Source organism: Enterobacter sp. UPMP2061 (genome assembly GCF_053709615.1).
The window spans coordinates 523,845-548,494 of record NZ_JBSKJP010000001.1; the positions used below are offsets into that span (position 1 = coordinate 523,845).

Below are 24,650 nucleotides of genomic sequence, written 5' to 3' on the forward strand. Positions count from 1 at the left end.
GTAATCAATGACACTGCGCGGCAGCGTTAATGATGCTGGTTTTCTCTTTCTCATCCGTTAGCGCATAGTCAGCGACGCAGTGCTCGCTCGCCTCCTGTCCCCAGGAAACGTTGAGATGCCCTTGCTGTGGCAGACCCGATAGGTAAGTCTGGCCGTCATTTCCGACAATAAATTCGCTGTCCTTATCCCCGGTGGTGACCGTTGCGCCGAAGGGCAGCGGTTTACCATTTTGTGTAAGCGTCATCAGGACGCGGTTACCCACGCGGGTAGTAAAGCTGGCGCGCACCACGGCCCCGCGGGTTGGCGTCACAATTTGCGCCGCGTGGGTGACGTCGGCATCCTCCGGCAGCGTTTCGGTATCCAGCGCGATGGTATTGTGACGATAAGCGGTCACGAACGGCACGACGGTATAGCCGCGGAAGTCAGTCTCCACGCCTGTCTGGTTGGTGATATGGGTGCCGTGCGTACCTGGCGCTTTCACCAGCGCGATGGTTTCACCGAGCGGCTGGCTCAGGGTTATCCCGTTAGCGTGGGCCACCACGCCGCCCTGCAAACCGACGTTCAGGGTCTGCTGATACTTATCCTGACTGACGCCTGCGCTCACTTCGCCGTAGGTCGCTTTGTAATCGGCGTTGATGCTGGTGGAGTTACCGCTGCCGGTGCTGCTGAGCCCTTCCTGGATATTCCAGTTCAGGTTGTCTTCTTTCAGCGCCGTACCGTTAAGACCGATGTTCTGCGTGGTGCCGTCTTTGGTGTTGTTCAGGTTGTACGTGGCCCAGGTATTATGCATCCAGCGATCCAGCGGAACCGAAACGCTCAGCGAGAACTGGTTGTCGTTTGTTACCTCATTACCGTCTTCATCGCTGTCGTGGGTGTTTTTGTTCAAGCTGTAGCTGAGGCTGTAGCTCACGCCGTGCCAGCTGTTGTTGTAGCTGACGCTCAGGGAGGTCATGTTCTGACTCTGGCTCCAGTAAGTTTCCTTCACCATGCTCAGCGTCACCGACCCCCAACCTTCTGGCAGCGTCTGGTCAATGGTGGCTTCTGTACGGGCGCGGCGCTGCTGGGGAGCAGACCAGTCGTCGGCGCGGGTATACGACTCCATAGTGTCGTCCAGGGTGTAAAACCCCTTGCTGTTATAGCGATAGCCCGCAAGCGAAAAGTTGGTGCCTGAACCGGCGAAATCTTTGCTGTAGCGTACGCGCCACGACTGGCCCTTGCTGGACTGCTGTTTTTTCAGCAGGGCTCTGGCGCGGGTCACGTCAATGGAGAACGCCCCGAGATCGCCCATGTTTTTCCCGGCGCCGAGCGCCTGGGACTGATAGTGGCTGCTCTGCTGCACGCCGCCATAGGCCGTGAAGCCGTGAGGTAAACCGTAGATGGCGCTTCCCTGGGCAAACGGGGTCTTTTCAACGTCTTTGTCATAAGAGCGATAACGCCCGGCGGTTACGCTGTAGCGCAGGTTTTTTTCACGCTGCAATACCGGCACGGAGGCAAACGGCACCACGAAATGGCTCTCGCTGCCGTCTGTTTCTTTCACCGTAACCTGGAGGTCACCGCTGCTGCCGGTGGGGTAGAGGTCGTTAATTTCGAATGCGCCCGGCGCGACCGTGTTCTGATAAATCACGTACCCGTTCTGGCGGACCATCACCAGCGCGTTGCTGTGGGCGGTGCCGCGAATAATAGGGGCATAGCCTTTTTCACTGTCCGGCAGCATGTCGCTGTCGGATTTCAGCTCCACGCCGGTGTAGGGGACGCTGTCAAAAACGTCGGAAGGTGAGGTGCTTTGCCCCACCGTCACGTCACTTTTCATTGCCACAATGTCGCGTTGCGCATAGGTATAAACGGAGGTGAATTTCTGTTCCTCCTCGTGGCCCGTGGTGCTGCGATTCCAGGTGGAGTAGTTACGAACGCGCCATGCCCCGAGGTTGAAGCCGGGACGCAGGTTAACGTACTGGCTGCTGCTATCCTCTTCACCCTGCTGGCGCGCATGGCTCTGGCTGGCGTTGACGCTGTAATTAAGCAGGCCCGCGTTGATCCCTTCGTCAAACTCTTTCGGGTCGATGTAACCGCGTGGCACCTGTCCGAGCGCCTTTTGCGGAATGCTCAGCAGCAGCTGCTGATTGCGCACGCGAAAGGTCGCGGATGCCGAAGGGATGGCGTGTAGATCGGCGCACTGACCTTCTGCCCTCAGCTGCGGATATTTTTGCGTTTTGATCCCGAGGCTCTTTAATTCGTCCAGTGTAAAACAGGGCTGAAGCGTGCTGGTGCCCTGCGGATCTTTAACTATGTTAAAGGTCACGTCACGGGTATCAATTTTATTGTTATTGATAAATACCGCGACCTGATATTTACCTGGCGCCTGACCGGGACCTTTTTCATAGACAGACAGATCGGTCTTTTCCTGCTGTGGGTTATCAATGTCCAGCAGGGCTGGGTTAAAATAATCATCAGCCAAAACCTGCTGCGCAAAGATCGCCATTGCCAGGCAACAAAAAGTCATCAGCAATGACGAAAATCGGCAGGTGAACGGCTTTTTATGGCGGTACATGATGATTTTATTACCGGGCAATATTATTAATGAACGTGTTTAGACCATGTCTGGCTGATGCTGCCGTAATCAGTAATAATGGAATACGCGACGGTCGAGCCTCCGACATTGCCAGGTAAAGCAAAATGCGTTTCAGTTTTTGGCACAGCCCAGGTGGCTTTCGTGATTTTCTGACCATTCAGGGTGACGGCCTGAAAATTCATATAGAAAGGCGTGGGATTGTTCACCACTAAATCATTCCCTTCGCGATGCCATTCAAGTTTATCGGCCATATCTTCTGGTTTGCCTTTTACCGCTGACGGGCGATAGAGCAATTTAATTCGGGTGTTAATGGCAATTTGCAGCGTATTTACACCCTCAACATGCTTTGAGGAAGGGATCGCTTTAATATTCAGCCAGTACAGAGATTCCCTGTCTTGCGGTAAATTTCCTCCCGTACGCACCACGCGCAGGACGTTATCCTCTTTCGCATCCAGTCGGAAAAGCGGCGGGGTGATCAGGAACGGGGCTTTGGCCGGGTTTTTACCGCCGGAATCGACCCAGGACTGCACCAGATAATCCGTGGTATCTGGATTTGAAAGACCAAGAGATGATTCCTTTTTATCTCCCTGATAGACCAGACGGGTGCCATTGATCACGACACCCGCCTGTGCCGAGGCTGCTACCAGTAAAAGAGTGCTCAGTAAATAACCGTGGCGCATAAAGATTTCTCATTAAAAAGATGAGATGTTAATGCCCGCAAGAGCATTAATATCTCAGGATTGATAAGATCAGTTATAAATAACGGTGAAGGTCGATACAGAGTTAGCAGGGCCCGCAGTGACTGCCGCCTGAGTTTGAATATAACGTGCACCAAACTCCAGGTCGTTAACCTCCGTACCGGAGACTAAAGGATATTGCATCGAAGGGGTATACAGGGTGACAGGCTGCCCGGAAGCATCCATTAGCTGAATCGCCACACCAGTAGCTGCACCGGTATCGGGCGTTAATGCCAGCGTGGCATTATTATTCGCATCCGGGGTACCACCGAAGTTAATCGCAGCCGAGGTTACGGTTTCCGGACAATTGGTTAACTTAATATCAAACTTCGTGAGTGTGCTGGTAGAGCCTGCGCCGGTAAATACCGTTTTAGATACTTTTCCTAACTGAACATCTAATGGATTACTTAATCCATTCACGACCTGGCAAGCAGAATCGATAATTTCTCCGGTGAAATTAATCTGCCCTTCACCGTTGATTGCCGCAAATGCGGATGCAGAACATCCCACCGCTGCGGCGATAAACAACCCTAATGCAACCTTGTTCATAGTAAATCCCGATGTGTTTCTGGCAAAAACGTTGCCTGGACGTTTTTACCGTTGACCCTTAATAACTTTCAGATGTTTATTTAATCAAAAAAAGGGCAGGTACGAATCTTTAGTTCCAATCACAAATAATGCAAATAGTGCTTGAGTTTATTTTTTTACCTGAAAACAGCAGGTTGATAATGATCACAAAACACTATCGGGTGCGTGTTCATCGGGCTATATTGTTAACAAGATGATGCTGTCAGGAGAAATGTCGTGGATTACCGCAAAATTATCAAAGAGGTAGGGCGTGGGAAAAACCATGCTCGCGATCTGGATCAGGAAACGGCCCGTGCGTTGTACACGCATATGCTCAATGGCGACGTGCCGGATCTGGAAATGGGCGGCATTCTGATTGCGCTGCGCATCAAAGGGGAAGGTGAGGCGGAGATGCGCGGTTTTTATGAGGCCATGCAGTCGCAGACGATGCGTTTAACCCCGCCCGTCACGAAGCCGATGCCGATTGTGATCCCGACCTACAATGGCGCGCGTAAGCAGGCAAACCTCACGCCGCTGCTGGCTATTCTGTTGCAGAAACTCGGTTTCCCGGTGGTGGTGCATGGCGTGAGCGAAGATCCGACGCGCGTGCTGACAGAAACCATTCTGGAATTATTAGGCATCGAACCCACTCTCCATGCTGGCCAGGCGCAGGCAAAGCTGGAGGGGAACCAGCCGGTCTATATTCCCGTGCGCGCGCTCTGCCCGCCGCTGGAAAAGCAGCTGGACATGCGCTGGCGCATGGGGGTACGTAACAGCGCCCACACCCTGGCGAAGCTGGCGACGCCGTTTGCCGAAGACGCCGCGCTGCGTCTTTCCAGTGTCTCCCATCCGGAGTACGTGACGCGGGTCGGTCAATTCTTTGCCGAAATCGGCGGGCGAGCGCTGCTGATGCATGGAACTGAAGGGGAGGTTTACGCCAACCCGCAGCGTTGTCCACAGCTGATGCTGATTGAGCCTGCCGGGACGCGGGTCGTGCTGGAACGTGGGGAAGAGAACAGCGATGTGATCCTGCCTGAGTCGAAAGATCCGCAAGTCACCGCGCACTGGATCGTACAGTGTCTGGCCGGAAAGGTGCCGGTTCCGCAGTCTATCAAGCTGCAAATGGCCTGCTGTCTGCTGGCGGCAGGGGAAGTGGCGTCTGTGGACGCCGGGTTGCAGCGCGTGGCGCAGTCGTTTTAAGCAAAAAAAAACCCGTCCAGTGGCGGACGGGCAAACAAGGGTAACAACAACAGGGTCAATGAGGGTTGGAGCATCTCACCAGAGGGGAGGGTGAGGGTGGAGCATAATTCGTTCGATTACTTGTAGATAACCGCGGTACCGCTCAGTTTGTTATTACCGTTAGTGGAGGTGATGGTGTATCCACTTGCGCCGGCAGCGGCAGCTTTTTCCGCCAGTTTGGCTTCCAGACCGTCCAGCGTGGTCGCGCCTTCAGCACTCACCACCCCGATTTTGTTCAGATCCTGTGCCTGAGTAGAGGAGACTGGCTCTACGGCGAAAGCGCCGAAAGACAGAGCGGACAGGGCAACAGCGGCAACAGCATATTTGATGGTTTTCATAGGTCAATTCTCGCAGGTTATTCTGTTAAGGGGACGATGTTCCGTCGATGTGATAAGTATCACGGTTTTTAGTGGAAGATAAAATCGAAGAGAATTGACGTGGTTACTCAAAAAAATTGAATGACAAATAACTTATTGATTATTAATAAATTCAGAAGCGCAATTGACATTTCTTAGGGATGCGCTTTACAGAAGCCATCGGAAGGGCACGTTTTGCTACGCGTTTCGCTAAAAGTCGTGAGCGTAAAGTAAACGGCTGGCGCGGTTAACTTCGGTAAAGGAAAGTCAACGTAACTGGCTGTCTTTCGATCCTCTACGATTATATCCTGAATGTGCCGCATTTTTTGAATCTTTCTCCTGCTGACAGGCAATGCATAGCCGTACGCCAGGAATGGCTTTACGCCGTGCTTCAGGAATCGGATCCCCGCACTCTTCGCATTCCGTCAAACTTTCGCCGCGCGGAATTTCACCGCGAGCACGCGCGACCGCATCTTCAATGGTACTGTTGATCTGTTCGTTAACGGCGTCGTCATTCGCCCAGCCGGAAGCCATCATGTTCTCCTGATCTGTTTAAGCCATTCATCTTAATATGGGGTTAAAAAACGCACAGTCAAGGCGAAGGAAGGAAATGAGAACTGCATCTGCCTTGCAGATGCAGTGTGGGAAAAGAGGGCGTTATTTATAGATAGTCGCGGTGCCGTACATATGGTTATCACCACCGGCGGCGTTCACCACGAAGCCTTTAGCCCCTTCCTGACGCGCTTTTTCGGCCAGCTTGTCCTGAAGGTCATCAAGGTTGCTTGCCCGGCTGACAGAGACCGTCCCGGCCGCACGTAGCTGGCTGGTGTCGTTGCTGTCGGTCAGAGGTTGAACGGACCAGGCTGAGAACGATGCGCCTGCCAGCGCACCCGCAATAATAAAGGTCAGATACTTTTTCATAATCACATCCTCAGGGGAAACAACAGGTGATTCCTCTTAAGTTTAGAAGCCTGACGCGCGTGATTTAGCGCAAAAATTTGATTATGATCTGCTTATTTTTTGAACGATAAATTCTGACAATTTGCTGACAGATCATAGACATACAGGTTGCTGATTTTCGTCGGTTTTTTGTGCAGCGCAGACAGATATTTACCCCCGCGCCGTCACAGGGTATCTTACGCGGCTGTCTAAAGGAGAATGCCATGACTTCCCAAAAGCCGGGATTGCACCCGCGTAACCGCCATCGTAGCCGCTACGACATGAAAGCCCTGTGCCTGAGCTGCCCGGAATTGCAGGATTTTATTGTTCAGACACCAGCCGGTGAACCGTCGGTAAACTTTGCCGATCCGCTGGCGGTTAAGACGCTGAACAAAGCGCTGCTGGCCCATTTTTATGGCGTTACGCACTGGGACATCCCGGATGGCTTTCTCTGCCCACCGGTGCCAGGACGTGCGGATTATGTCCATCATCTTGCCGATCTGCTGGCAGATGATAATGGCGGCGTGGTGCCGAAACAGGCCACCGTGCTTGATATCGGTACGGGCGCGAACCTGATCTACCCCCTGATAGGCGCACATGAGTACCAGTGGCGGTTTACCGGCAGCGAGATCGGCGCCGAGGCCTTTGCCAGCGCACAGGCCATTATCAACGCTAACCCAGGGTTAAGCCGGGCCGTTCGTTTGCGTCGTCAAAAGGATCCCGCTGCTATTTTCAACGGCATTATTCACAAGAACGAACAATATGATGCCACCCTGTGCAACCCGCCCTTCCACGACTCCGCCGCCTCCGCACGTGCGGGAAGTGAACGCAAGCGGCGTAACCTGGGCCAGGCTGAAGACGGCGCGCTGAACTTTGGCGGCCAGCAGCAGGAGCTATGGTGCGAGGGCGGGGAAGTGGCATTTATTCTGCGCATGATTGCCGAGAGTAAGGGCTTCGGTCGTCAGGTGAAATGGTTTACCACGCTGGTCTCCCGCGGCGATAACCTGCCGCCGCTTTACCGCGCGCTGACTGACGTCGGCGCGGTGAAGGTAGTCAAAAAAGAGATGGCGCAGGGCCAGAAGCAGAGCCGCTTTATCGCCTGGACCTTTATGGACGATAACAAACGCCGCAAATAGCCCCCCATCGCAGGCCGGGTAAGGCGAAGCCGCCACCCGGCTCGGTTACAGCGTCGGCTCCTGCGGAGGCAGCGGCGAAGCGGGCGGCGACAATACCTGATACGTCTGCACCGGCGCTCTCACGTTCGCCAGATCGAAGTGTTTTTTCACCATGCTGTCGAGGGCGAAGCGCACCGTCCACTGCTTAAGGGGCTGGGTGGTGAACGACACGCGCAGGGTAAAGGCAGTGTTCGTCAGCCCGACGATACCCGCGAACGACGGTTCACCAATCACCAGCCCGCGAATGTCCTCCATCTCCATCAGTTCGCTCACCGCATCCCGCAGCGCCTGCTTCGCCTTATCTGCATCCTCATGACGATCGACATCATAATTCGCCACCACCGAACCAATGCCGCGCACAAAGTTGGCAAAGGTGGTGATCGATGACCACGGAATAATGTGGTACGCGCCGGTATCCTGACGTACGCCGACGGAGCGAATGGACATCCTCTCCACCGTGCCGGTGAGCGGTCCGATGGTCACCAGATCCCCGGTGTTCATCCCGTTCTCGAACTGGATAAAAACGCCGGTGATAATATCCTTCACCAGCGTCTGCGAACCAAAGGAGATCGCCAGCCCAAGCGCACCGGCACCCGCCAGCAGCGGGGCGATATTCACGCCGATTTCCGACAGCACAATCATGATGGTGATGGTGCTGATGATAACCGCCAGCGCGTTGCGGCACAGGGTCAGCAGCGTGCGGGCGCGGGCGCTCGGCAGCGGCCTGCCGTGGACATCCGACACCAGACGGTTTTCGATAAGGCTTGCCAGCAGCGTCCAGCCGACGGCGGAGAAGAACAGGATCAGCGCGATACGAATAAGAATATCAACGGTCTTTTCCCCCGCGCCGTTATGCAGCCAGTTCCAGAAATCAAACAGCCCCCACGCGTTCAGCAGCAGCATAATTGCCACGCAGACCGTCAGAATACGCGCCACCTTCAGGGATACCGTCATCCAGCCATTTACCCGCTTTTGCAGTTCCGGGTAGTTACGCTGAACCTGCGGCGACAGGGTGATCGTTTTCGACAGCCAGCGGGAGAGCAGGCCAGAGACAAAGGCCGCAATGCCGATAATCGCCAGGCTTTTGAACGTCGCCCCCATCATAAATTTCAGGCTATTGCCTGGATCGAACAGGGAGAAGAAACAGAGCACAATAAAATAGGCGCTGGCCAGCCAGTGCCACACCAGCGCAAAGGCGCGAATAAAGAGGCTGAAAAAGGAGAGGGAGCGATCGGCCAGGTGCAGCAGGCTGTCGGTGATCGCTTTTTTATTGTGGAAGATGAGGTACAGCGCCCAGACGGTAATGCACAGCATGATCAGCACGTTCGCCAGCGCCCCGAACTGCACGTTAACCTGGTTGGAAATAATCGGCACGGCAACCAGCAGGCCATAACCGATCAACCCGCTCAGCACGCTGAGCCGCACCGCCCAGTATTTGGCGCTCTGATCCGAAATGGCGAAGGGGCGAAGGTCCGGCACGCGCGGGCAGAAGATCAACCGCAGGAGGGCTTTAAAGAACTCAATCAGGGCAAACGCATTGAGGAACAGTCCCTGCTGAAATGCGATGGTTTTGTTTCCGGTATTAAGGCGGTCGGCCAGCATCTGGCCGACAAACAGCGTCAGGGCCAGCAGCAGTAAATCGATGACAAACGCCCCGGTAATCATTGCCGGAAGATGCAGCCAGCTGCTTTTATGCTGGTTCTTTTTGCGCCCCCACTGGCCCATTTTCCGGTAAAGCGGCCAGACAGACAGGCGCAACAGCCAGTAAAAAATGAACACGGCGCCAGCCAGAATAGCAAACTGGGTGGCGGCTGCGGAAAAGGTGTGAGGATTAAAAGGCTTATGTGAGGTGCCAACCAGGTTGCGATAGAGCTGGGCAAAACGCGACGACAGGGCTTCCCCGTAGCGCCGACTGATGTCGGTGACGTTTTCCAGCACCGTTTTTTCTTCTTCGGCTTCCGGCGGCGCAATAGCAGGAACCGGATCCTGAGGCGGCGTGGCGGCCACCTTCCTCAGCTGATCGATCAACTCCTGCCGGGACGTGTCGTTCTCAAGCACGTCGGCCAGCGCGCCGTAGGCGGCTTTTTTCTTTTCAGCGTCTGGCTCTGGCGGCGCATTTTGCTGGGTGGCGGTGGCTCCGGTGGTAACGCCGGGAAGGGTTACAGCAAGTGATGGCGCGCTAAACAGGCTAAACAGTAGCAACAGGATCCACGGCACGGCGTCCTCCGACAAAAATATCGTGCAAAATGATAAGTATAGAGCGCGGGGAGCGGAGGGGAGTTTTTGGGAACAATCCGGCGTAAAAAAGCCGGGCATGCCCGGCTCTGGGTGTGGCTATCAGGAGACGTGTTGCAGGAACTCCTGGAGGCGCTGGCTTGGTGGGTTCGCAATCAGCGCCTGCGGATTCCCGTCCTCCGCGATACGGCCCTTATCAATGAAGATCAGACGGGACGCCACCTTTTCGGCAAAGCCGATTTCGTGGGTAACGATCACCATCGTCATGCCTTCTTCCGCCAGATCCTGCATAACTTTCAGCACTTCGTGACGCAGCTCCGGGTCGAGTGCCGACGTTGGCTCATCGAACAGCATCATCTTTGGCTTCACCGCCAGCGCACGGGCAATGGCCACGCGCTGCTGCTGGCCGCCGGACAGCTCGGAAGGATAGTGGTGGGCACGCTCCGCCAGACCAACCTTCGCCAGCAGATCTTTTGCCAGCGCTTCCGCTGCCGCTTTGCTGGCCCCGCGCACGCGCAGAGGACCGAACATCACGTTTTCCAGCGCCGTGAGGTGCGGGAACAGGTAGAACTGCTGGAACACCATGCCCGCTTCCTGACGGATCAGGCGCTCATCCACTTTCGGGTCATTGACCTTCAGGCCGTCGACGATCAGATCGCCGCTGGTGATCTCTTCCAGCTTGTTAATGCAGCGCAGCAGGGTGGATTTGCCGGAACCGGACGGCCCGATGATCACCACCACTTCGCCCTGCCTGATGTTCAAATCGATATTGTGCAGCACCTGGGTTGGGCCAAAGTGCTTGGAAACGTTTTTAAATTCAATCACAGGATTTTCATCCTTCTTTCAAGACGACGCAGAACAAAGCTCAGGACAAGCGTGATAATCAGATAGACAACGGCGACCGCACTCCAGATTTCCAGAGCGCGGAAGTTACCCGCGATGATCTCCTGGCCCTGACGGGTCAGTTCGGCCACGCCGATAACAATAAACAGCGAGGTGTCTTTAATGCTGATGATCCACTGGTTACCCAGCGGCGGCAGCATGCGGCGCAGCGCCAGCGGCAGGATCACGTGACGAATGGTTTCGCGACGGGAAAGACCTAACGCCAGGCCGGCTTCGCTGAAGCCTTTATGAATCGACAGCACCGCACCGCGGGTAATTTCCGCAATGTAGGCGCCGGAGTTGATCATGATGGTAACAACGGCGGCGCTGAACGGGTCGATGCGCAGGTCGGTGAAGGCCATCGGCAGGGCGAAGTAGATGAACATGACCTGCACCACAATGGGGGTGCCGCGGATCACTTCGATGAAAACCAGTGCGATGTGGTTTGCAATCCAGCCGCCGTAGGTGCGGGCGAAACCGGCCACCAGACCGATAATCAACCCGCCAACCAGACCGAGGACCGAAATCCACAGGGTCATTTTAGCGCCTTCAAGCAAGAGAGGAATGGCAGGCCAGATGGCGCTCCAGTCAAACTGCATGATGTATTCCTGTATACCGTGGTGAAAAACAAAAAACGTAGGCCCGGTAAGCGGAAGCGCCACCGGGCGTTACAAACCTGAAGTCAGGTGAAATTATTTAGGCTCGGTACCGAACCATTTTTTGTAGATTTCGTTATAGGTGCCGTTCTCTTTCAGGGTTTTCAGCGCGCCGTTAACTTTGTTACGCAGGTCGTCGCTGCCTTTCGGGAACGCAATACCGTACTGCTGAGCTTCCAGGGAATCACCTACCGCTTTGAACTTGCCATTACCGGCGGTTTTGATGAAGTAAAGGATGTTAGGCGTGTCGTGCAGCACCGCGTCAGCGCGGTTGGTGCCCAGTTCCATGTAAGCGTTGTCGATGTTCGGGAACTGACGCAGGTCTTTGGTTTTGATGTTGGCTTTCGCGTAATCAACGGAGCCGGTTCCGCTCTTCACGGCGACCACTTTACCGTCGAGATCTTTCACGCTTTTCACGTCGTTGTTATCCGCTTTCACCATCACCAGCAGGCCGCTTTTGTAGTAGCCGTCAGAGAAGTCGATGGCTTTTTTACGTTCTTCGGTAATGGTGATGCCTGCCAGCGCCAGGTCAACGTTTTTGGTTTGCAGTGCCGGGATAATGCCGCTGAAATCCATTGGCTTCAGGGTGTAATCCAGTTTGAGTTCTTTTGCGACAGCGGCCCACAGATCCACGTCAAAACCAACGTATTTATCACCCTGTTTGAATTCAAACGGTACGAACGCCGTGTCAGTCGCCACAACCAGTTTGTCGGCAGCCTGCGAGGACACCGCAAACGCCAGGGTAAGTGCAGCCAGTGAAACTTTTAATACAGACTTCATAGCATTTCCTTTTATATCCACGGGGCGATCCCCTGCGAGAACCTCAGGCACAATGAAAAAATCGTGCCAATTTTACAAGCTGTTGTTTTGCAAAGGGGATGATGTCACGCATTGCACAAAAAGCGTGGCAATTCTGCCAGGTTGCACCAGAATGGAGCACCGTTTTGGTGCGCTTCGTTAAGGTCTTCTGACAGGGGGATATTTAGCGCAGAATCTGACGAAAAAACAATCTTCCGTTAACGGTTGTGTGAGGTGATTATTACATTTTATTCACTTTTGCGGCCGTTGCGGGCAAAAGTGCGCACCATAAATGTGCAAAACCCCCGCCAGGGGCGAGGGTTATTCGGACAATCCGCAGGGATTATTCGATGTTGGACTCAATGAACCACAGGAACTGATCCAGGTCGCGTGATGCGGCAGTGAAGATATCAGCGGTATCTTCATCTTTGGCTTCGCCAATCGCTTTACGAACATCATTCGCCACAATCGCATAACGATCCGCCAGCTCTTTCAGGTGATCCTGAACGGTATGGATATCCAGCGGATAGCTTTTCAATGGCGTTTTGCTGTTGATCACCTGTGTGGTACCCAGTGCCACGCCACCCAGCTGTACGGCACGTTCGGCCATGGTATCCAGGTGAGTCACCAGTGCTGTGCGGAAGCCATCCAGCATTTCATGAACGGCAATAAAGTTTGCACCGCGCATATTCCAGTGGGCCTGTTTGGTGATCAGCGAAAGATCGATGAACTGGACCACCTGGCGATTCAGCAACTCGATGGTCGCTTTTTTATCGCTATCCGATACATCGTTACGGGTATAAAGCAGATTAGACGCTTTCGTTTTCACCAGTTTAGCGGTACTCATAATCTCATATCCTCTTGATGTTTGTGTCCCAGGTAATTACGGGACTAAGTATAGCACCGGATTTTTTCTCTGCGATTTGGCTCTGCCTATTGGTTTAATAGTGAAAGGATGGTTGTATTATCAATACTTTGAAAAATAAGTGTTTTATTTAAATTGATGCAGATCAATCTTAATTCACTTTCCAGGAAGGCGAGCAGGTGAAATATTTTGGCAATATGAGAGAGTTTGTAAGAAATTATTTGAGCTACTGACGTGGCGTATATTCTGCATGGCGGGTTAGCCATGCAGAATTTAAGGCTTAGTTGAGGTCTATTTTTTCCACTTTAGGTTCCGGACGCATGGTCAGGGTGGAGCCCATTGACGCCGCGATAATGGAACAGAGCGCCAGCGTTTGTACCAGGGTCAGGGTTTCACCGAGGAAAATCATTCCTGAGATGGCGGCCAGCGCGGGCTCCATGCTCATGAGCGTACCAAAAATGCGTGTGGGCAGGCGCGTCAGGGCGATCATCTCCAGAGAGTAGGGCAGCGCCGTGGAGAGAATGGCAACCGCCAGCCCAACCGGCAGGATTGACCATTGCCATATTGAGTCTGTCGCTTGTGCCATTCCAATCGGGACAAAGATAACGGCGGCAATCAGCGAGCCTAAGGCGACCGTCGCGGGGCCGTGCTCTTCCCCCGCACGCTGGCCAGTGAGAATATACACCGCCCAGCATGCCCCCGCGCCCAGCGCCAGAGCTGCCCCTGTCAGATCGATTTGTGAAACGCTTTGCCCGAGCGGCAGCAGGAACCATAGCCCCAGCACGGCCAGTACGACCCAGATAAAGTCTACCGGACGACGAGAAGAGAAGAGGGCAACCGCCAGCGGGCCGGTAAATTCAAGCGCGACCGCGATCCCCAGCGGGATCGTCTGAATAGAGAGATAGAACATGTAGTTCATCCCTCCCAGCGCCAGCCCATAAAAAAGCAGTGGCAGTCGCTGCTCCTTTTTAAACCGTAGCCGCCAGGGTTTAAAAACAACCACGAGGATCAGGGTGCCTAATGCGATACGCAGCGCCGTGACGCCGGGCGCACCAACCAGCGGAAACAGCGATTTTGCCAGCGACGCGCCGCTTTGTATGGACATCATCGCGATAAGTATGACTGCCACCGGCATCCAGACCGACGATTTACGAGGTAAACCTGGCATCCTTTCTCCTGTCAATTTATGTCAAATGAGGTAAAAGTCGCAGTGTAATGGAAATAAGCTGCAACGGTTGAGCTACTGTTGAAAAAAATCCAGGGAAAATCCGTAAAATGAGAAAACGTTGATGATTTTATCGCCTGAAAGATTAGGAATAATCTGGATGAACTAAATGGCGATGACGCGCACTATTAGCATTTACAGGTGAAAATCTGGAGTTATTTGAACGAGATAGCTGGTGCTGGAAATGTTCTGTTACAGGAAAGGTCGCATTAGACATCGTGAATGACAAAGAGTTTCACAGAATTTTTTGATATATTTAAAACTTACGGACTTACTTGAAGCACATTTGAGGTGGTTATGAAAAAAATTGCATGTCTTTCAGCACTGGCAGCTGTTCTGGCTGTTTCCGCAGGTACCGCTGTAGCGGCAACTTCTACTGTAACCGGTGGTTACGCTCAGAGCGATATGCAGGGCGTGATGAACAAAACCAACGGTTTCAACCTGAAGTACCGTTACGAGCAAGACAACAACCCGCTGGGTGTGATCGGTTCTTTCACTTACACCGAGAAAGATCGTACTGAAAATGGCTCTTACAATAAAGGTCAGTACTACGGCATCACCGCGGGTCCTGCTTACCGCCTGAATGACTGGGCAAGCATCTACGGTGTTGTAGGTGTTGGCTACGGTAAATTCCAGCAGACCGAAAACCAGGGTCTGAACCGTACTGCAAGCAACAGCGACTATGGTTTCTCCTATGGCGCAGGTATGCAGTTCAACCCAATCGAAAACGTTGCTCTGGACTTCTCCTATGAGCAGAGCCGTATCCGCAACGTTGACGTTGGCACCTGGATCGCGGGCGTAGGTTACCGCTTCTAATCACTTCGGTGAGCCAGTAAAAAATCCGCCCAATGTGGCGGATTTTTTTTGTTTGTACCCTCTACTCGTGGGAGAGGGCCGGTGAGGGCATCAGCCCGCACGAAACGGCAGAAATTACTTACTCTTAATATCGAAAATATCCGTCCCAAGATGGTTATAGTCGACTTTCTGTAACTTAAAGTTGGTAATGTAAACTGGCGGGCCCTTCTTCCCGGAGATAAACGGGTAATCATTTTTTATCTCTTTCGCCTTAATCCCCGTCCATTGTGAGAAGAATTTCAGGAAATCGTTCGCGGAACGGCGCGCTTTGATGATGCGATGCGTTTTGTCATCACTCGACAGCACCATAAACGGTACCTGGAAGTTTTGCTGGAACTTGTCATCGTGTGCCAGATACTGCACCTGTTTACCGCGCTCCTTAAATGCCAGACCGTGGTCAGAGAAATAGACCATCGAGAAGCTGTCGCCGCTGTTGCGCAGCTGTGCGTACAGCTTGCTGAGCAGATCGTCGGTTTGCGTCATGGTGTAGAGATAACACGAGGTCTCTTTGGATTGCACAAACTCCGCATATTTTCCCCCGGTACGATCGCATGCCTGCGGGTGTGACCCCATCAGGTGCAGGACAATCAGCTGCGGCTGGGTGCGCTGAGTAGCAAAGACCTGCGCCGTCATTTTTAGCAACGCTTCATCTTTTGTGTTTTTATCGGCTTCGAAATCACCGCTTTTCAGGAACTGTACCTCGTCGGCACGCTTCGCGATGCTGGCGATGGCGGTATCATACTCGCCGATCTGTCCCTGGTTAGAGAACCACCATGTCTGAAAACCTGCCCGGTTGGCCAGGGTGACAAAATTATCCTGAAACTGCGGTTTTCCATCCACCACGCGGTTGAGCGTCAGACCGAGTGATTTCTGCGTCGAGCCGCTGGCCGACACGTAGTCGGTAAACAGCGTACCGTTAACGGCGCTGGCAAACGGCGTGTTATCCCAGTGACCGCCAAACGCGCCGAGCGCATCGCGACGCGCGCTTTCCCCGATCACCACCACGTAAGTGTGATACTTCGGTTTCACCGCCAGCACGTTCCAGGTATCTTTCATGGTGGAAAGCTCGGCCATACGCGCCTGCTCGTCGAGCACTTCCTCGTTATTCACCACCACGTCTTTGACGAAGCGAAACACCGGATACCCGGTATCTTTAAGCTTAAACACGCCGCCCCAGGCCAGATTTTGTACCGGTGCAACAAAAAACGTCACCACGCTAAAGGCCAGGCACAGGCTTTCAATTTTACCCCATGCTTTTTTCCCGACGGGCTTACGGCGAACCGCAATCACGCCGAGGGCAAAAATGAAAAGGCCAACCACGTAGTTGTACCAAGGAAAGATCGTCAGGATCTCTGTGGACTCTTCCATATTGGTGGAGTGGAGCGCCAGCAGAGTATTAAAGTTCGGCGCGCCATAGGCCTGGCCAAACGGGAAATAGGCGGCAGCAATCAGAGAACAGATCCCGATAAGCACTTTCTGCACGCGCGGTGCGCTTCGCCAGAGCAGGTGAAGAATACAGGTGAATCCGACGGCATAAAGCAGGCTAAAGGGGTAGCCAAGAGCAAAGTTAATCAACAGCGATTGCAAAAAATAGAATCCCGTCCACGGGCTTAAGGCCCGGCTGCGGGTAACAAGTGTATCAATCAGGGTTACGTTCATAGATCACTATCACGAAAACGCCATGTGCTCACCCTGGCGTCAAGGGTCAAAGCCTGCCGGACAGTGCGTGGAAAGGGAATGAGAGGTCCGCTTCAGCGAGCCGCAAATTGTGCAGGGCTGCAAGAAGATAGTGCGAGCGTGAATTAAGGTCAACAGTTGCTAAACAGATGTTTTGCGAAGGGGGCTGCAAATCCGCAAAAATAATCGGGAACAGGCCAGTTTACAACGTAAGTGTGACGGGAAAATGAAGCGGCGTACCGCGACGCCGCTTAGTGGGAAGAATTGTCGTCCTGCTGCGGTTTGGCGTTAAACATATCGCACAGCATGTTCAACAGCATCAGGCGCACTTTAAAAGGAGAGTGGGTAAACACGTTCATACACCTCTTGAATTCATTCATAAGACCTCCTGATTCATGATCCCTTCGATCCGTGAAGGGTGACTGCATTACATACAGATATAGCACAGGCTATATTGTATAGCTATGGCTAATTCGTTAATTTTTTGTGCTTGTAGAGCTATGGTTTACAATGTGCGCTCCGTTACAGGGCGCTGGAAGCGTCAACCCCATTGAGGAAGCACAATGAACCGTCGCGCAGGTAAGCCAACAACAAAAAAAACGACGCAACTGGTGAACGTTGAAGAGCATGTGGAAGGCTTCCGCCAGGTGCGTGAGGCGCACCGCCGGGAGCTGATTGATGATTATGTCGAACTGATCTCTGATCTGATCCGTGAGGTTGGAGAAGCGCGCCAGGTGGATATGGCCGCACGCCTGGGGGTGTCGCAGCCAACCGTTGCCAAAATGTTAAAACGTCTGGCGTCGGTCGGGCTGATCGAAATGATCCCCTGGCGCGGGGTGTTTCTCACCGCTGAGGGCGAGAAGCTGGCGCAGGAGAGCCGCGAGCGACACCAGATCGTCGAGAATTTTTTACTGGTGCTGGGCGTCAGCCCGGAAATTGCCCGTCGGGATGCCGAAGGTATGGAACACCACGTCAGTGAAGAGACGCTGTTGAAGTTCTGCGAGTTTACGCTCAAATACGGTCCCTCCGCTGAATGAACATCCCCGGCTTGCAGGCCCTGAAACGCGATCGCTTTTTCCATCTTTTACTGATCACTGGCGTTGGGCTCAGCGTCTTTGTGCCCTTCACGCCGCACACCTGGCCGGCGGCCATAGACTGGCGCACCATTATTACTCTGAGCGGTTTGATGATGCTCACCAAAGGCGTGGAGCTGAGCGGCTATTTTGACGTGCTGGGGCGCAAAATGGTGCGCCGCTTCGCCACCGAGCGCAAACTGGCCCTGTTCATGGTCTTTTCGGCGGCGCTGTTGTCGACGTTTCTCACTAATGACGTGGCGCTTTTTATCGTGGTGCCGCTTACGCTCACGCTGCGTAAGCTGTGTGAAATACCGGTTACCCGTCTGATTATCTTTGAAGCGCTGGCCGTCAATGCGGGCTCGCTGCTCACGCCTATCGGTAACCCGCAGAACATTCTGCTGTGGGGACGCTCCGGCCTGTCGTTTACCGCGTTTACCGGGCAGATGGCGCCGCTGGCGCTGGCGATCGTGGCGTCGCTGCTGGCGGTGGGCTGGTTTGCTTTCCCGAATAAATCGTTGCAGTACCACAGCGGTACAACCGGCCCCCAGTGGCAGCCGCGTCTCGTCTGGAGCTGCCTGGGGCTGTATATCGTTTTCCTTATCGCTCTGGAGTTAAACCAGGCGCTGGCGGGCGCGCTGCTGGTGGCGTGCGGCTTCCTGTTCCTCGCCCGGCGGGTGCTGGTGAGCGTTGACTGGACGCTGCTGCTGGTGTTTATGGCGATGTTTATTGACGTCCATCTCCTGATCCAGCTTCCGGTATTGCAGAACGTTCTCCATAGCGTCAGCGGTCTGTCGCAGCCGGGATTATGGCTGACGGCGATTGGTCTCTCGCAGGTGATCAGTAACGTGCCGTCCACCATTTTGCTGCTTAACTATGTTCCCCCAACGGTACTGCTGGCGTGGGCGGTCAACGTCGGCGGCTTTGGGCTGCTGCCTGGCTCGCTGGCTAACCTCATCGCCCTGCGGATGGCCAACGATCGCCGCATCTGGTGGCGCTTCCATTTATGGTCAATCCCGATGCTGCTCTGGTCAGCGGCGGTCGGTTTCGGACTATTCCTTCTCATATAGTGCGCAATTTGTCAGTTTTTCCTGGCAAATGTATAGCAACGTCCTAGCTTTAGTGAACGGCATAGTGTGATGCCGCTCACTGACAGGACCGTTGCTGAACTATGGCAGAAGATCAAAACCCACCTGCTGACGAGCAGGATCAAAACAATAACGAGCGCAAGCGCCCGGGGAAAAAACCGTTAATTATCCTTGGCATCGTGGTCATCGTGATGGTGATTGTGGCGCTGGTCTGGTGGTTTTTAACCCGTAACGAAGAGACCACCGACGACGCCTTCACCGACGGCGACGTAGTGACCATTGCCCCAAAAACGGCAGGCTACGTCACCGAACTTCGCGTGCGGGATAACCAGCGCGTGAAGAAAGGGGATGTGCTGGTGGTGATCGATCCGCGTGATACCACCGCCCAGCGCGATCAGGCCCAGGCCCAGCTTGGGCTGGCGGTTGCGCAGTTGCACCAGGCGCAGGCGCAGCTGGCGCTCTCGAAGGTGCAATATCCCGCCCAGCGCGATGAAGCCAAAGCCCAGGTACTGAAAGCCCAGGCGGATATGGCCAACGCGCAGGCGGAGTACCGCCGTCAGCGCGGCGTTGACCCGCGCGCGACCACGCAACAAAGTATCGATGCCGCGAACGCTCAACTGCGGAGTGCCCAGGCGGGTCTGGCCAGCGCGCAGGCGCAGCTGGAAGTGGCGGAGCAGGTTCAGCTGCAAATCCGCCAGCAGGAGACCAACGTCGAAGCCCGCGAACGGCAGGTCGATCAGGCCAGAGCGCAGCTGGAAACCGCCAACCTGAACCTCTCTTACACCGAAGTCCGCGCCCCGTTCGACGGTTTTGTCACCAAACGCAACGTCCAGCCCGGTACGCTGGTGCAGGCAGGTACGGCGCTGTTCTCGTTGGTTTCCCCGAACGTGTGGGTGGTGGCGAACTTCAAGGAGTCGCAGCTTGAGCGCATGAAGCCGGGCGACAAAGTGACCGTGTCCGTCGATGCCTGGCCGGATATGGAGCTGGAAGGCCATATCGACAGCATCCAGCAGGGCAGCGGCTCGCGCTTCTCCGCCTTCCCGTCGGAAAACGCCACCGGTAACTTTGTGAAGATCGTTCAGCGCGTGCCGGTGAAAATCGTCATTGATAAAGGGCTGGATCCAAACAAGCCGCTGCCGCTGGGGCTGTCGGTTGAACCGAAGGTCACCGTGGAATGACGGATCACAGCCACGATAACTGGAAGCCCGCCAGTAACCCGTGGGCGGTGGCGATTGTGGTCACCCTGGCGGTGTTTATGGAAATTCTGGACACCACCATCGTCAACGTGGCGTTGCCCCACGTCGCGGGGTCGCTCTCGGCCAGCTATGACGAATCCACCTGGGTGCTCACCAGCTACCTGGTGGCGAACGGCATCGTGCTGCCGATTTCGGCCTTTCTGAGCCGCCTGTTTGGTCGCAAGCAGTTCTTCCTGATCTGCATTGTGATGTTCACCATCTGCTCGTTCCTGTGTGGCATCGCCACCGAGCTATGGCAAATCATCCTGTTCCGCGTGATGCAGGGGTTCTTTGGCGGCGGATTGCAGCCTACCCAGCAGTCGGTGCTACTCGACTACTTCAAGCCGGAGGACAGGGGCAAAGCCTTTGGCCTTTCATCCATTGCCATTATCGTCGCGCCGGTACTCGGTCCCACGCTGGGGGGATGGATCACCGATAACTACTCCTGGCGCTGGGTGTTCTTTATCAATATCCCGGTAGGGATTGTGACGGTGCTGGCTATCTATCAGCTGCTGGAAGATCCGCCGTGGGAGAAAAAGTCGGAAGAGAAGCTCACCGTCGACTGGACGGGGATCGGCCTGATCGCCCTCGGTCTTGGCTGTTTGCAGGTGATGCTCGACCGGGGCGAAGATGATGACTGGTTCTATTCGAACTTTATCCGCACCTTCGCAGTACTGACGCTGGTCGGCATTATCGGCGCGATCTACTGGCTGATGTATGCCAGAAAGCCGGTGGTGGATCTGCACTGTATGAAGGACCGCAACTTTGCGATCTCCAGCCTGCTGATGGCGGGGATGGCGATGATCCTGTACGGCAGTTCGGTGGTTATTCCGCAGCTGGCGCAGCAGGATTTGGGCTATACCGCCACCTGGTCCGGGCTGGTGCTCTCGCCCGGCGCGGTGCTGATTGTGCTGACCATCCCGCTGGTGCTGAAGCTGATGCCGGTGGTGCAGACGCGCTGGATCATCGCCTTCGGCTTTACCTGCCTGGCGGTGTCGTTCTTCTGGTCCCGCACGCTGACGCCGGATATCGACTTCGAAACGCTGGTGCTGTTCCGCAGCGCGCAGTCGATTGGACTGGGGTTCCTGTTTGTGCCGCTGACCACCATCGCCTTTATCTCGATCCCGAGGCGGCTTAACGCCGACGCGGCGGCGCTGTTTACCATGTTCCGCAACGTGGCCGGCTCGATTGGGATTTCGCTCTCGACGGCGGCGATCACCGAGCGCTCGCAGGCGCACAGCGCGCATCTGGCTTACCACGCTTCGCCGTTTAACGAGCAGTTCCAGCTGGCGATTCGCGAAAGCGCCCAGGCGATCCAGAACTTCACCACTCAGGTGGGCGATCCGACCGGCATTGCCACCGGGCGGATGTACCAGACGATGATCGAGCAGTCGCGCTTTCTGGCCTACATCGACGTCTTCACCATTCTGAGCGCGGTGGCCCTATTACTGATTCCGTTTTGTTTGTTGCTCTCGCCGGTTAAGAGCGAGGGGAGTGCAGGAGCACACTGATGATACACAGACGTTTACACCCCCTGATGATAATGATGCTGCTGGTGGGCTGCGCCGTCGGGCCGGACTACCAACAGCCAGCACCGCCCGCCACCACGCACTGGAACGATAAGGGCGACAGCGCGGTGAAATCGCAAACTTCCTCCGCGGCCACTAACCCGCGCTGGTGGAAAACCTTCGGCTCGCCGCAGCTCGACAGCCTGATTGAACGCGCCATCGCCGGGAATCTGACGCTACAGCAAACGGTATTACGCATTGCTGGCGCGCGCGAACAGATTAACCAGGCCGGCGGGGCGTTTTTCCCGTCGGTGAATGGCAATGTGCAGGCGACGCGCCAGCAGCTTGGGCTGGAAGGGGAGCTGAAATCCCACGGCGTGTATGACCAGTTGAATAATGTCGATCCTGAACTGCGGGGCGCGTTAGGCCCGCTGACGCAGCCGATAAACCTCTATCAGGGCAGCTTCGACGCCCAGTGGGAAATCGACCTGTGGGGCAAGGTGCGCCGTCAGGTAGAAGCGGCTGAGGCGCAGCAGCGGGCGGCGATTGAGCAGCGTAACGATGCGCTGGTCTCGCTGGAAGCCGAAGTGGCGCGGGCGTGGCTACAGCTGCGTGGGGCGCAGAGCATCATTGCCACGCTTAATACGCAAATTGAAAGCGCACAGCAGACGCTGGATCTGACCGAAAGCCGCCAGCGGGGCGGGCTGTCGCCGCAGATGGACGTGGAGAACGCCCGGGCGCAGCTGGGCAATCTTGAAGCGCAGCTGCCGCAGTATCAGGCGCAGGAACGCCAGGCGATGAACGGGCTGGCGATCCTGCTCGGCAAACCGCCGGGCGCGCTGGATGCCGAACTGCAATCCGTGCAGCCGATGCCTGCCCTGCCAGATATTGTGCAGACCGGTATTCCGTCGACGCTGGCCCGCCGTCGCCCGGACGTGCGCGAAGCCGAGGCGAATCTCCATGCCGCCACGGCGCAGATTGGCGTCTCGGTGGCAGAACTGTTCCCGAGCTTTACCCTCTCCGGACAGTTTGGCCTGCGCAACAGTGAATCTAACTGGCTGACCGACTGGAGCAGCCACTTCTACAGCTTTGGCCCGCAGGTTTCCATACCGATTTTCCAGGGCGGTCGGCTGGTCTCCAGCGTCAAGGTGGCGCGCGCGCAGCAGGGGGCGGCAGTGCTTGACTATCGCCAGACGGTACTGACGGCGCTCGGCGACGTTGAAAACGCGCTGGTGAGCTATCGCACCGACCAGCAGCGTAAAGCGGGCCTGGCGAAAACCATCGACGCGCTGCAAAACGCCTTTGATCTCGCCAGCGACAGCTATCGGCAGGGGATCGCCAGCTTTATTGACGTGCTGGACGCCCAGCGTCAGCTCGCTCAGGCCGAACAGCAGCGGGCGCAGGCGCAGGTGCAGAGCGCGCTTGACCTGGTGGCGCTCTACAAAGCCCTCGGCGGCGGCTGGGAGCCGTATCAGCAGGTGCGGCTGCCAGACTACAGCGTCTTTGGCGACGCCCCGCGCGGATAGATTCAGAGGATTGGGCAAGAAACGGACAGGAACGCCACATTCGCGATGGCTGGGGGGCGGGTATAACTAACAGACACCCAATCGACATGCGAGGAAAGCGTTATGCGTTATCAAAAACTGGGCAATACCGGACTGTTTGTTTCTGAACTCTGCCTCGGCACCATGACCTTCGGCGGTGAAGGCGGCATGTGGGGCAAAATTGGTCAGCTTCAGCAAAGCGACGCCGAGCAGCTGGTGGGCCGCGCGCTGGACGCCGGGATCAATTTTATCGACACGGCAGATGTCTACTCGGAAGGGCGTTCAGAGGAGATCACCGGGCAGGCGCTGAAGAACCTGAAAATTCCGCGCGAAAACGTGGTCGTTGCCACCAAGGTGTTCGGTGAAACCGGCACAGCGGGGGTGAACTCGCGCGGTAGCTCGCGCTATCACATCATCAGCGGCGTGAAGGAGAGCCTGCGTCGCTTGCAGCTGGATCATATCGATCTCTATCAGCTGCACGGTTTCGACCCCGCGACCCCCATCGAGGAGACGCTTTACGCGCTGGATAATCTTGTGCAGCACGGTCACGTACGCTATATCGGCGTCTCGAACTGGGCGGCATGGCAGATTGCCAAAGCGCTCGGCATCTCTGAGCGTCTGGGGCTGGCGCGTTTTGCCTCATTGCAGGCGTACTACACCATCGCCGGGCGCGACCTTGAGCGCGAACTGGTGCCGATGATGCAGAGCGAAGGCGTCGGGTTGATGGTATGGAGCCCGCTGGCGGGTGGTCTGCTGAGCGGAAAATACGATCGCGACGGGCAGAGCGCGGCCGGTAGTCGTCGCCTGGCGTTCGACTTCCCGCCGGTGAATAAAGATCGCGCCTTCGACTGCGTGGACGTGATGCGTACCATCGCCGAAAGTAAAGGCGTTTCCGTGGCGCAAATCGCGCTGGCGTGGCTGCTGCACCAGAAGGCGGTGACCAGCGTCATCATCGGGGCGAAACGGGTCGATCAGTTGGATGACAACATTGCCGCAACCGGCATTCAGCTGAGCGATGATGAGCTGAAACAGCTGGATGCGGTCAGCGCGCTGCCGCGCGAGTATCCTGGCTGGATGCTGGAGCGCCAGGGCGAGTACCGTCGCAATCAGTTAGCGCAACAATAACCTTTCTTTCCCCGGTGGCGCTTGCGCTTACCGGGGCTGCGTTCCCTTGTAATGACATATTAACGTTATGTCACTACACGAAATACCAATGGGCTGTTCTCTTCTTCCGCTGTTTCAGTATGCCAGCTTTACGAACGCACAGGGCGGTACCCGGGAAGAATCACTCCGGGCCAATGCGTGCGTTTCATTAATGCGCGCATCCGTGTATTAAGGATTGCCTTAATCCTCTCCAAATGATATTAATTATCATTCTTATTATAAAAATAATGGCAGTTTAAAATATCTGGCAAGGATGTGAGCTT

At 55.3% G+C, this 24,650-nt stretch carries 23 protein-coding genes; 9 read left to right on the plus strand and 14 right to left on the minus strand.

Features of this window, described 5'->3' with window-relative positions:
- Positions 1–4 precede the first annotated feature (4 nt).
- The 3 genes from ACWKXX_RS02535 to ACWKXX_RS02545 all read right to left on the minus strand — a co-directional run bounded on the left by ACWKXX_RS02535 (position 5) and on the right by ACWKXX_RS02545 (position 3,855).
- Positions 5–2,548: a fimbria/pilus outer membrane usher protein gene (locus tag ACWKXX_RS02535; protein ID WP_284329781.1), complete on the minus strand. Its 2,544-nt coding sequence runs from the start codon at positions 2,546–2,548 to the stop codon at positions 5–7.
- Positions 2,549–2,574: 26 nt separating this feature from the next.
- Positions 2,575–3,249: a fimbrial biogenesis chaperone gene (locus ACWKXX_RS02540; RefSeq protein ID WP_048249640.1), complete on the minus strand. Its 675-nt coding sequence runs from the start codon at positions 3,247–3,249 to the stop codon at positions 2,575–2,577.
- A gap of 69 nt (positions 3,250–3,318) precedes the next feature.
- Positions 3,319–3,855: a fimbrial protein gene (locus ACWKXX_RS02545; protein ID WP_047718768.1), complete on the minus strand. Its 537-nt coding sequence runs from the start codon at positions 3,853–3,855 to the stop codon at positions 3,319–3,321.
- 255 nt (positions 3,856–4,110) lie between these two features.
- On the opposite strand from ACWKXX_RS02545, the gene ybiB reads away from it, so the two are divergent.
- The gene (gene ybiB, locus ACWKXX_RS02550; RefSeq protein WP_017384921.1) at positions 4,111–5,073 is read left to right on the plus strand and encodes a DNA-binding protein YbiB; all 963 of its coding nucleotides are present in this window, start codon (positions 4,111–4,113) and stop codon (positions 5,071–5,073) included.
- 116 nt (positions 5,074–5,189) lie between these two features.
- On the opposite strand, the gene ybiJ is transcribed toward ybiB, so the two are convergent.
- The 3 genes from ybiJ to mcbA form a co-directional block, all read right to left on the minus strand.
- The gene (ybiJ, locus tag ACWKXX_RS02555; protein WP_003858474.1) at positions 5,190–5,450 is read right to left on the minus strand and encodes a DUF1471 family protein YbiJ; all 261 of its coding nucleotides are present in this window, start codon (positions 5,448–5,450) and stop codon (positions 5,190–5,192) included.
- Positions 5,451–5,735: 285 nt separating this feature from the next.
- A complete protein-coding gene (locus tag ACWKXX_RS02560; protein WP_017693765.1) occupies positions 5,736–6,002 on the minus strand; it encodes a DksA/TraR family C4-type zinc finger protein in 267 nt (88 codons plus the stop codon).
- Positions 6,003–6,125: 123 nt separating this feature from the next.
- The gene (mcbA, locus tag ACWKXX_RS02565) at positions 6,126–6,389 is read right to left on the minus strand and encodes a DUF1471 family periplasmic protein McbA (RefSeq protein WP_003858470.1); all 264 of its coding nucleotides are present in this window, start codon (positions 6,387–6,389) and stop codon (positions 6,126–6,128) included.
- 242 nt (positions 6,390–6,631) lie between these two features.
- Here mcbA and rlmF point away from each other — a divergent pair, with 242 nt between their 5' ends.
- Entirely contained in the window at positions 6,632–7,543 is a 912-nt protein-coding gene (rlmF, locus tag ACWKXX_RS02570) for a 23S rRNA (adenine(1618)-N(6))-methyltransferase RlmF (protein WP_017384919.1), read from the plus strand.
- A 45-nt stretch (positions 7,544–7,588) separates the two neighbouring features.
- Here the strand turns inward: rlmF and ybiO are convergent, their stop codons facing one another.
- The 6 genes from ybiO to rhtA form a co-directional block, all read right to left on the minus strand.
- A complete protein-coding gene (gene ybiO, locus ACWKXX_RS02575) occupies positions 7,589–9,799 on the minus strand; it encodes a mechanosensitive channel protein (RefSeq protein WP_023303335.1) in 2,211 nt (736 codons plus the stop codon).
- 120 nt (positions 9,800–9,919) lie between these two features.
- Positions 9,920–10,642, minus strand: coding sequence for a glutamine ABC transporter ATP-binding protein GlnQ (gene glnQ / locus ACWKXX_RS02580; RefSeq protein WP_006809503.1), 723 nt, complete (start codon positions 10,640–10,642; stop codon positions 9,920–9,922).
- Complete coding sequence (gene glnP, locus ACWKXX_RS02585; protein WP_003858462.1) at positions 10,639–11,298, minus strand: glutamine ABC transporter permease GlnP; 660 nt, start codon at positions 11,296–11,298, stop codon at positions 10,639–10,641. The genes glnQ and glnP overlap by 4 nt, the downstream gene beginning before the upstream one ends.
- Positions 11,299–11,391: 93 nt before the next feature.
- Positions 11,392–12,135, minus strand: a complete 744-nt coding sequence (gene glnH, locus ACWKXX_RS02590) for a glutamine ABC transporter substrate-binding protein GlnH (protein WP_003858455.1) — start codon at positions 12,133–12,135, stop codon at positions 11,392–11,394.
- Positions 12,136–12,496: 361 nt separating this feature from the next.
- Positions 12,497–13,000, minus strand: coding sequence for a DNA starvation/stationary phase protection protein Dps (dps, locus tag ACWKXX_RS02595; protein ID WP_000100801.1), 504 nt, complete (start codon positions 12,998–13,000; stop codon positions 12,497–12,499).
- A 298-nt stretch (positions 13,001–13,298) separates the two neighbouring features.
- On the minus strand, positions 13,299–14,186 hold the full coding sequence (gene rhtA, locus ACWKXX_RS02600; protein ID WP_017384917.1) for a threonine/homoserine exporter RhtA: 888 nt from the start codon (positions 14,184–14,186) through the stop codon (positions 13,299–13,301).
- A gap of 354 nt (positions 14,187–14,540) precedes the next feature.
- Between rhtA and ompX the strand changes: the two genes are divergently transcribed.
- Positions 14,541–15,059 carry an outer membrane protein OmpX gene (ompX, locus tag ACWKXX_RS02605; RefSeq protein ID WP_003858450.1) on the plus strand — a complete coding sequence of 173 codons (519 nt, stop codon included), beginning with the start codon at positions 14,541–14,543 and terminating at the stop codon, positions 15,057–15,059.
- Between the two features lie 114 nt (positions 15,060–15,173).
- Here ompX and ACWKXX_RS02610 read toward each other — a convergent pair whose 3' ends face one another.
- Both ACWKXX_RS02610 and mntS read right to left on the minus strand, forming a co-directional pair.
- Positions 15,174–16,757, minus strand: a complete 1,584-nt coding sequence (locus ACWKXX_RS02610) for a phosphoethanolamine transferase (RefSeq protein WP_032670278.1) — start codon at positions 16,755–16,757, stop codon at positions 15,174–15,176.
- A 269-nt stretch (positions 16,758–17,026) separates the two neighbouring features.
- Positions 17,027–17,155: a manganase accumulation protein MntS gene (gene mntS, locus ACWKXX_RS02615; protein WP_017384915.1), complete on the minus strand. Its 129-nt coding sequence runs from the start codon at positions 17,153–17,155 to the stop codon at positions 17,027–17,029.
- Between the two features lie 183 nt (positions 17,156–17,338).
- On the opposite strand from mntS, the gene mntR reads away from it, so the two are divergent.
- The 6 genes from mntR (at position 17,339) to ACWKXX_RS02645 (ending at position 24,348) form a co-directional block, all read left to right on the plus strand.
- Entirely contained in the window at positions 17,339–17,812 is a 474-nt protein-coding gene (gene mntR, locus ACWKXX_RS02620) for a manganese-binding transcriptional regulator MntR (protein WP_040117407.1), read from the plus strand.
- A complete protein-coding gene (locus tag ACWKXX_RS02625) occupies positions 17,809–18,918 on the plus strand; it encodes an anion transporter (protein ID WP_017384914.1) in 1,110 nt (369 codons plus the stop codon). The genes mntR and ACWKXX_RS02625 overlap by 4 nt, the downstream gene beginning before the upstream one ends.
- 101 nt (positions 18,919–19,019) lie before the next feature.
- A complete protein-coding gene (locus tag ACWKXX_RS02630; RefSeq protein WP_015571057.1) occupies positions 19,020–20,114 on the plus strand; it encodes an HlyD family secretion protein in 1,095 nt (364 codons plus the stop codon).
- Complete coding sequence (locus tag ACWKXX_RS02635; RefSeq protein WP_015571056.1) at positions 20,111–21,682, plus strand: DHA2 family efflux MFS transporter permease subunit; 1,572 nt, start codon at positions 20,111–20,113, stop codon at positions 21,680–21,682. The genes ACWKXX_RS02630 and ACWKXX_RS02635 overlap by 4 nt, the downstream gene beginning before the upstream one ends.
- Positions 21,682–23,205 carry an efflux transporter outer membrane subunit gene (locus tag ACWKXX_RS02640; protein WP_261666355.1) on the plus strand — a complete coding sequence of 508 codons (1,524 nt, stop codon included), beginning with the start codon at positions 21,682–21,684 and terminating at the stop codon, positions 23,203–23,205. Before ACWKXX_RS02635 ends, ACWKXX_RS02640 begins: the two co-directional genes overlap by 1 nt.
- Positions 23,206–23,307: 102 nt before the next feature.
- Positions 23,308–24,348, plus strand: a complete 1,041-nt coding sequence (locus tag ACWKXX_RS02645) for an aldo/keto reductase (protein WP_015571054.1) — start codon at positions 23,308–23,310, stop codon at positions 24,346–24,348.
- Positions 24,349–24,650 lie beyond the last annotated feature (302 nt).

What these genes read in the sequence shown, in the direction of transcription:
- ACWKXX_RS02630 (WP_015571057.1), top strand. Translation starts at nt 19,020, where the DNA reads ATGGCAGAAGATCAAAACCCACCTGCTGACGAGCAGGATCAAAACAAT.
- ACWKXX_RS02540 (WP_048249640.1), bottom strand. Translation starts at nt 3,249, where the DNA reads ATGCGCCACGGTTATTTACTGAGCACTCTTTTACTGGTAGCAGCCTCG.
- rhtA (WP_017384917.1), bottom strand. Translation starts at nt 14,186, where the DNA reads ATGCCAGGTTTACCTCGTAAATCGTCGGTCTGGATGCCGGTGGCAGTC.
- ACWKXX_RS02535 (WP_284329781.1), bottom strand. Translation starts at nt 2,548, where the DNA reads ATGTACCGCCATAAAAAGCCGTTCACCTGCCGATTTTCGTCATTGCTG.
- ybiJ (WP_003858474.1), bottom strand. Translation starts at nt 5,450, where the DNA reads ATGAAAACCATCAAATATGCTGTTGCCGCTGTTGCCCTGTCCGCTCTG.
- ACWKXX_RS02610 (WP_032670278.1), bottom strand. Translation starts at nt 16,757, where the DNA reads ATGAACGTAACCCTGATTGATACACTTGTTACCCGCAGCCGGGCCTTA.
- ACWKXX_RS02545 (WP_047718768.1), bottom strand. Translation starts at nt 3,855, where the DNA reads ATGAACAAGGTTGCATTAGGGTTGTTTATCGCCGCAGCGGTGGGATGT.
- mcbA (WP_003858470.1), bottom strand. Translation starts at nt 6,389, where the DNA reads ATGAAAAAGTATCTGACCTTTATTATTGCGGGTGCGCTGGCAGGCGCA.
- ACWKXX_RS02560 (WP_017693765.1), bottom strand. Translation starts at nt 6,002, where the DNA reads ATGGCTTCCGGCTGGGCGAATGACGACGCCGTTAACGAACAGATCAAC.
- mntR (WP_040117407.1), top strand. Translation starts at nt 17,339, where the DNA reads ATGAACCGTCGCGCAGGTAAGCCAACAACAAAAAAAACGACGCAACTG.
- ACWKXX_RS02645 (WP_015571054.1), top strand. Translation starts at nt 23,308, where the DNA reads ATGCGTTATCAAAAACTGGGCAATACCGGACTGTTTGTTTCTGAACTC.
- dps (WP_000100801.1), bottom strand. Translation starts at nt 13,000, where the DNA reads ATGAGTACCGCTAAACTGGTGAAAACGAAAGCGTCTAATCTGCTTTAT.
- glnH (WP_003858455.1), bottom strand. Translation starts at nt 12,135, where the DNA reads ATGAAGTCTGTATTAAAAGTTTCACTGGCTGCACTTACCCTGGCGTTT.
- mntS (WP_017384915.1), bottom strand. Translation starts at nt 17,155, where the DNA reads ATGAATGAATTCAAGAGGTGTATGAACGTGTTTACCCACTCTCCTTTT.
- glnP (WP_003858462.1), bottom strand. Translation starts at nt 11,298, where the DNA reads ATGCAGTTTGACTGGAGCGCCATCTGGCCTGCCATTCCTCTCTTGCTT.
- ACWKXX_RS02625 (WP_017384914.1), top strand. Translation starts at nt 17,809, where the DNA reads ATGAACATCCCCGGCTTGCAGGCCCTGAAACGCGATCGCTTTTTCCAT.
- rlmF (WP_017384919.1), top strand. Translation starts at nt 6,632, where the DNA reads ATGACTTCCCAAAAGCCGGGATTGCACCCGCGTAACCGCCATCGTAGC.
- ompX (WP_003858450.1), top strand. Translation starts at nt 14,541, where the DNA reads ATGAAAAAAATTGCATGTCTTTCAGCACTGGCAGCTGTTCTGGCTGTT.
- ACWKXX_RS02635 (WP_015571056.1), top strand. Translation starts at nt 20,111, where the DNA reads ATGACGGATCACAGCCACGATAACTGGAAGCCCGCCAGTAACCCGTGG.
- ACWKXX_RS02640 (WP_261666355.1), top strand. Translation starts at nt 21,682, where the DNA reads ATGATACACAGACGTTTACACCCCCTGATGATAATGATGCTGCTGGTG.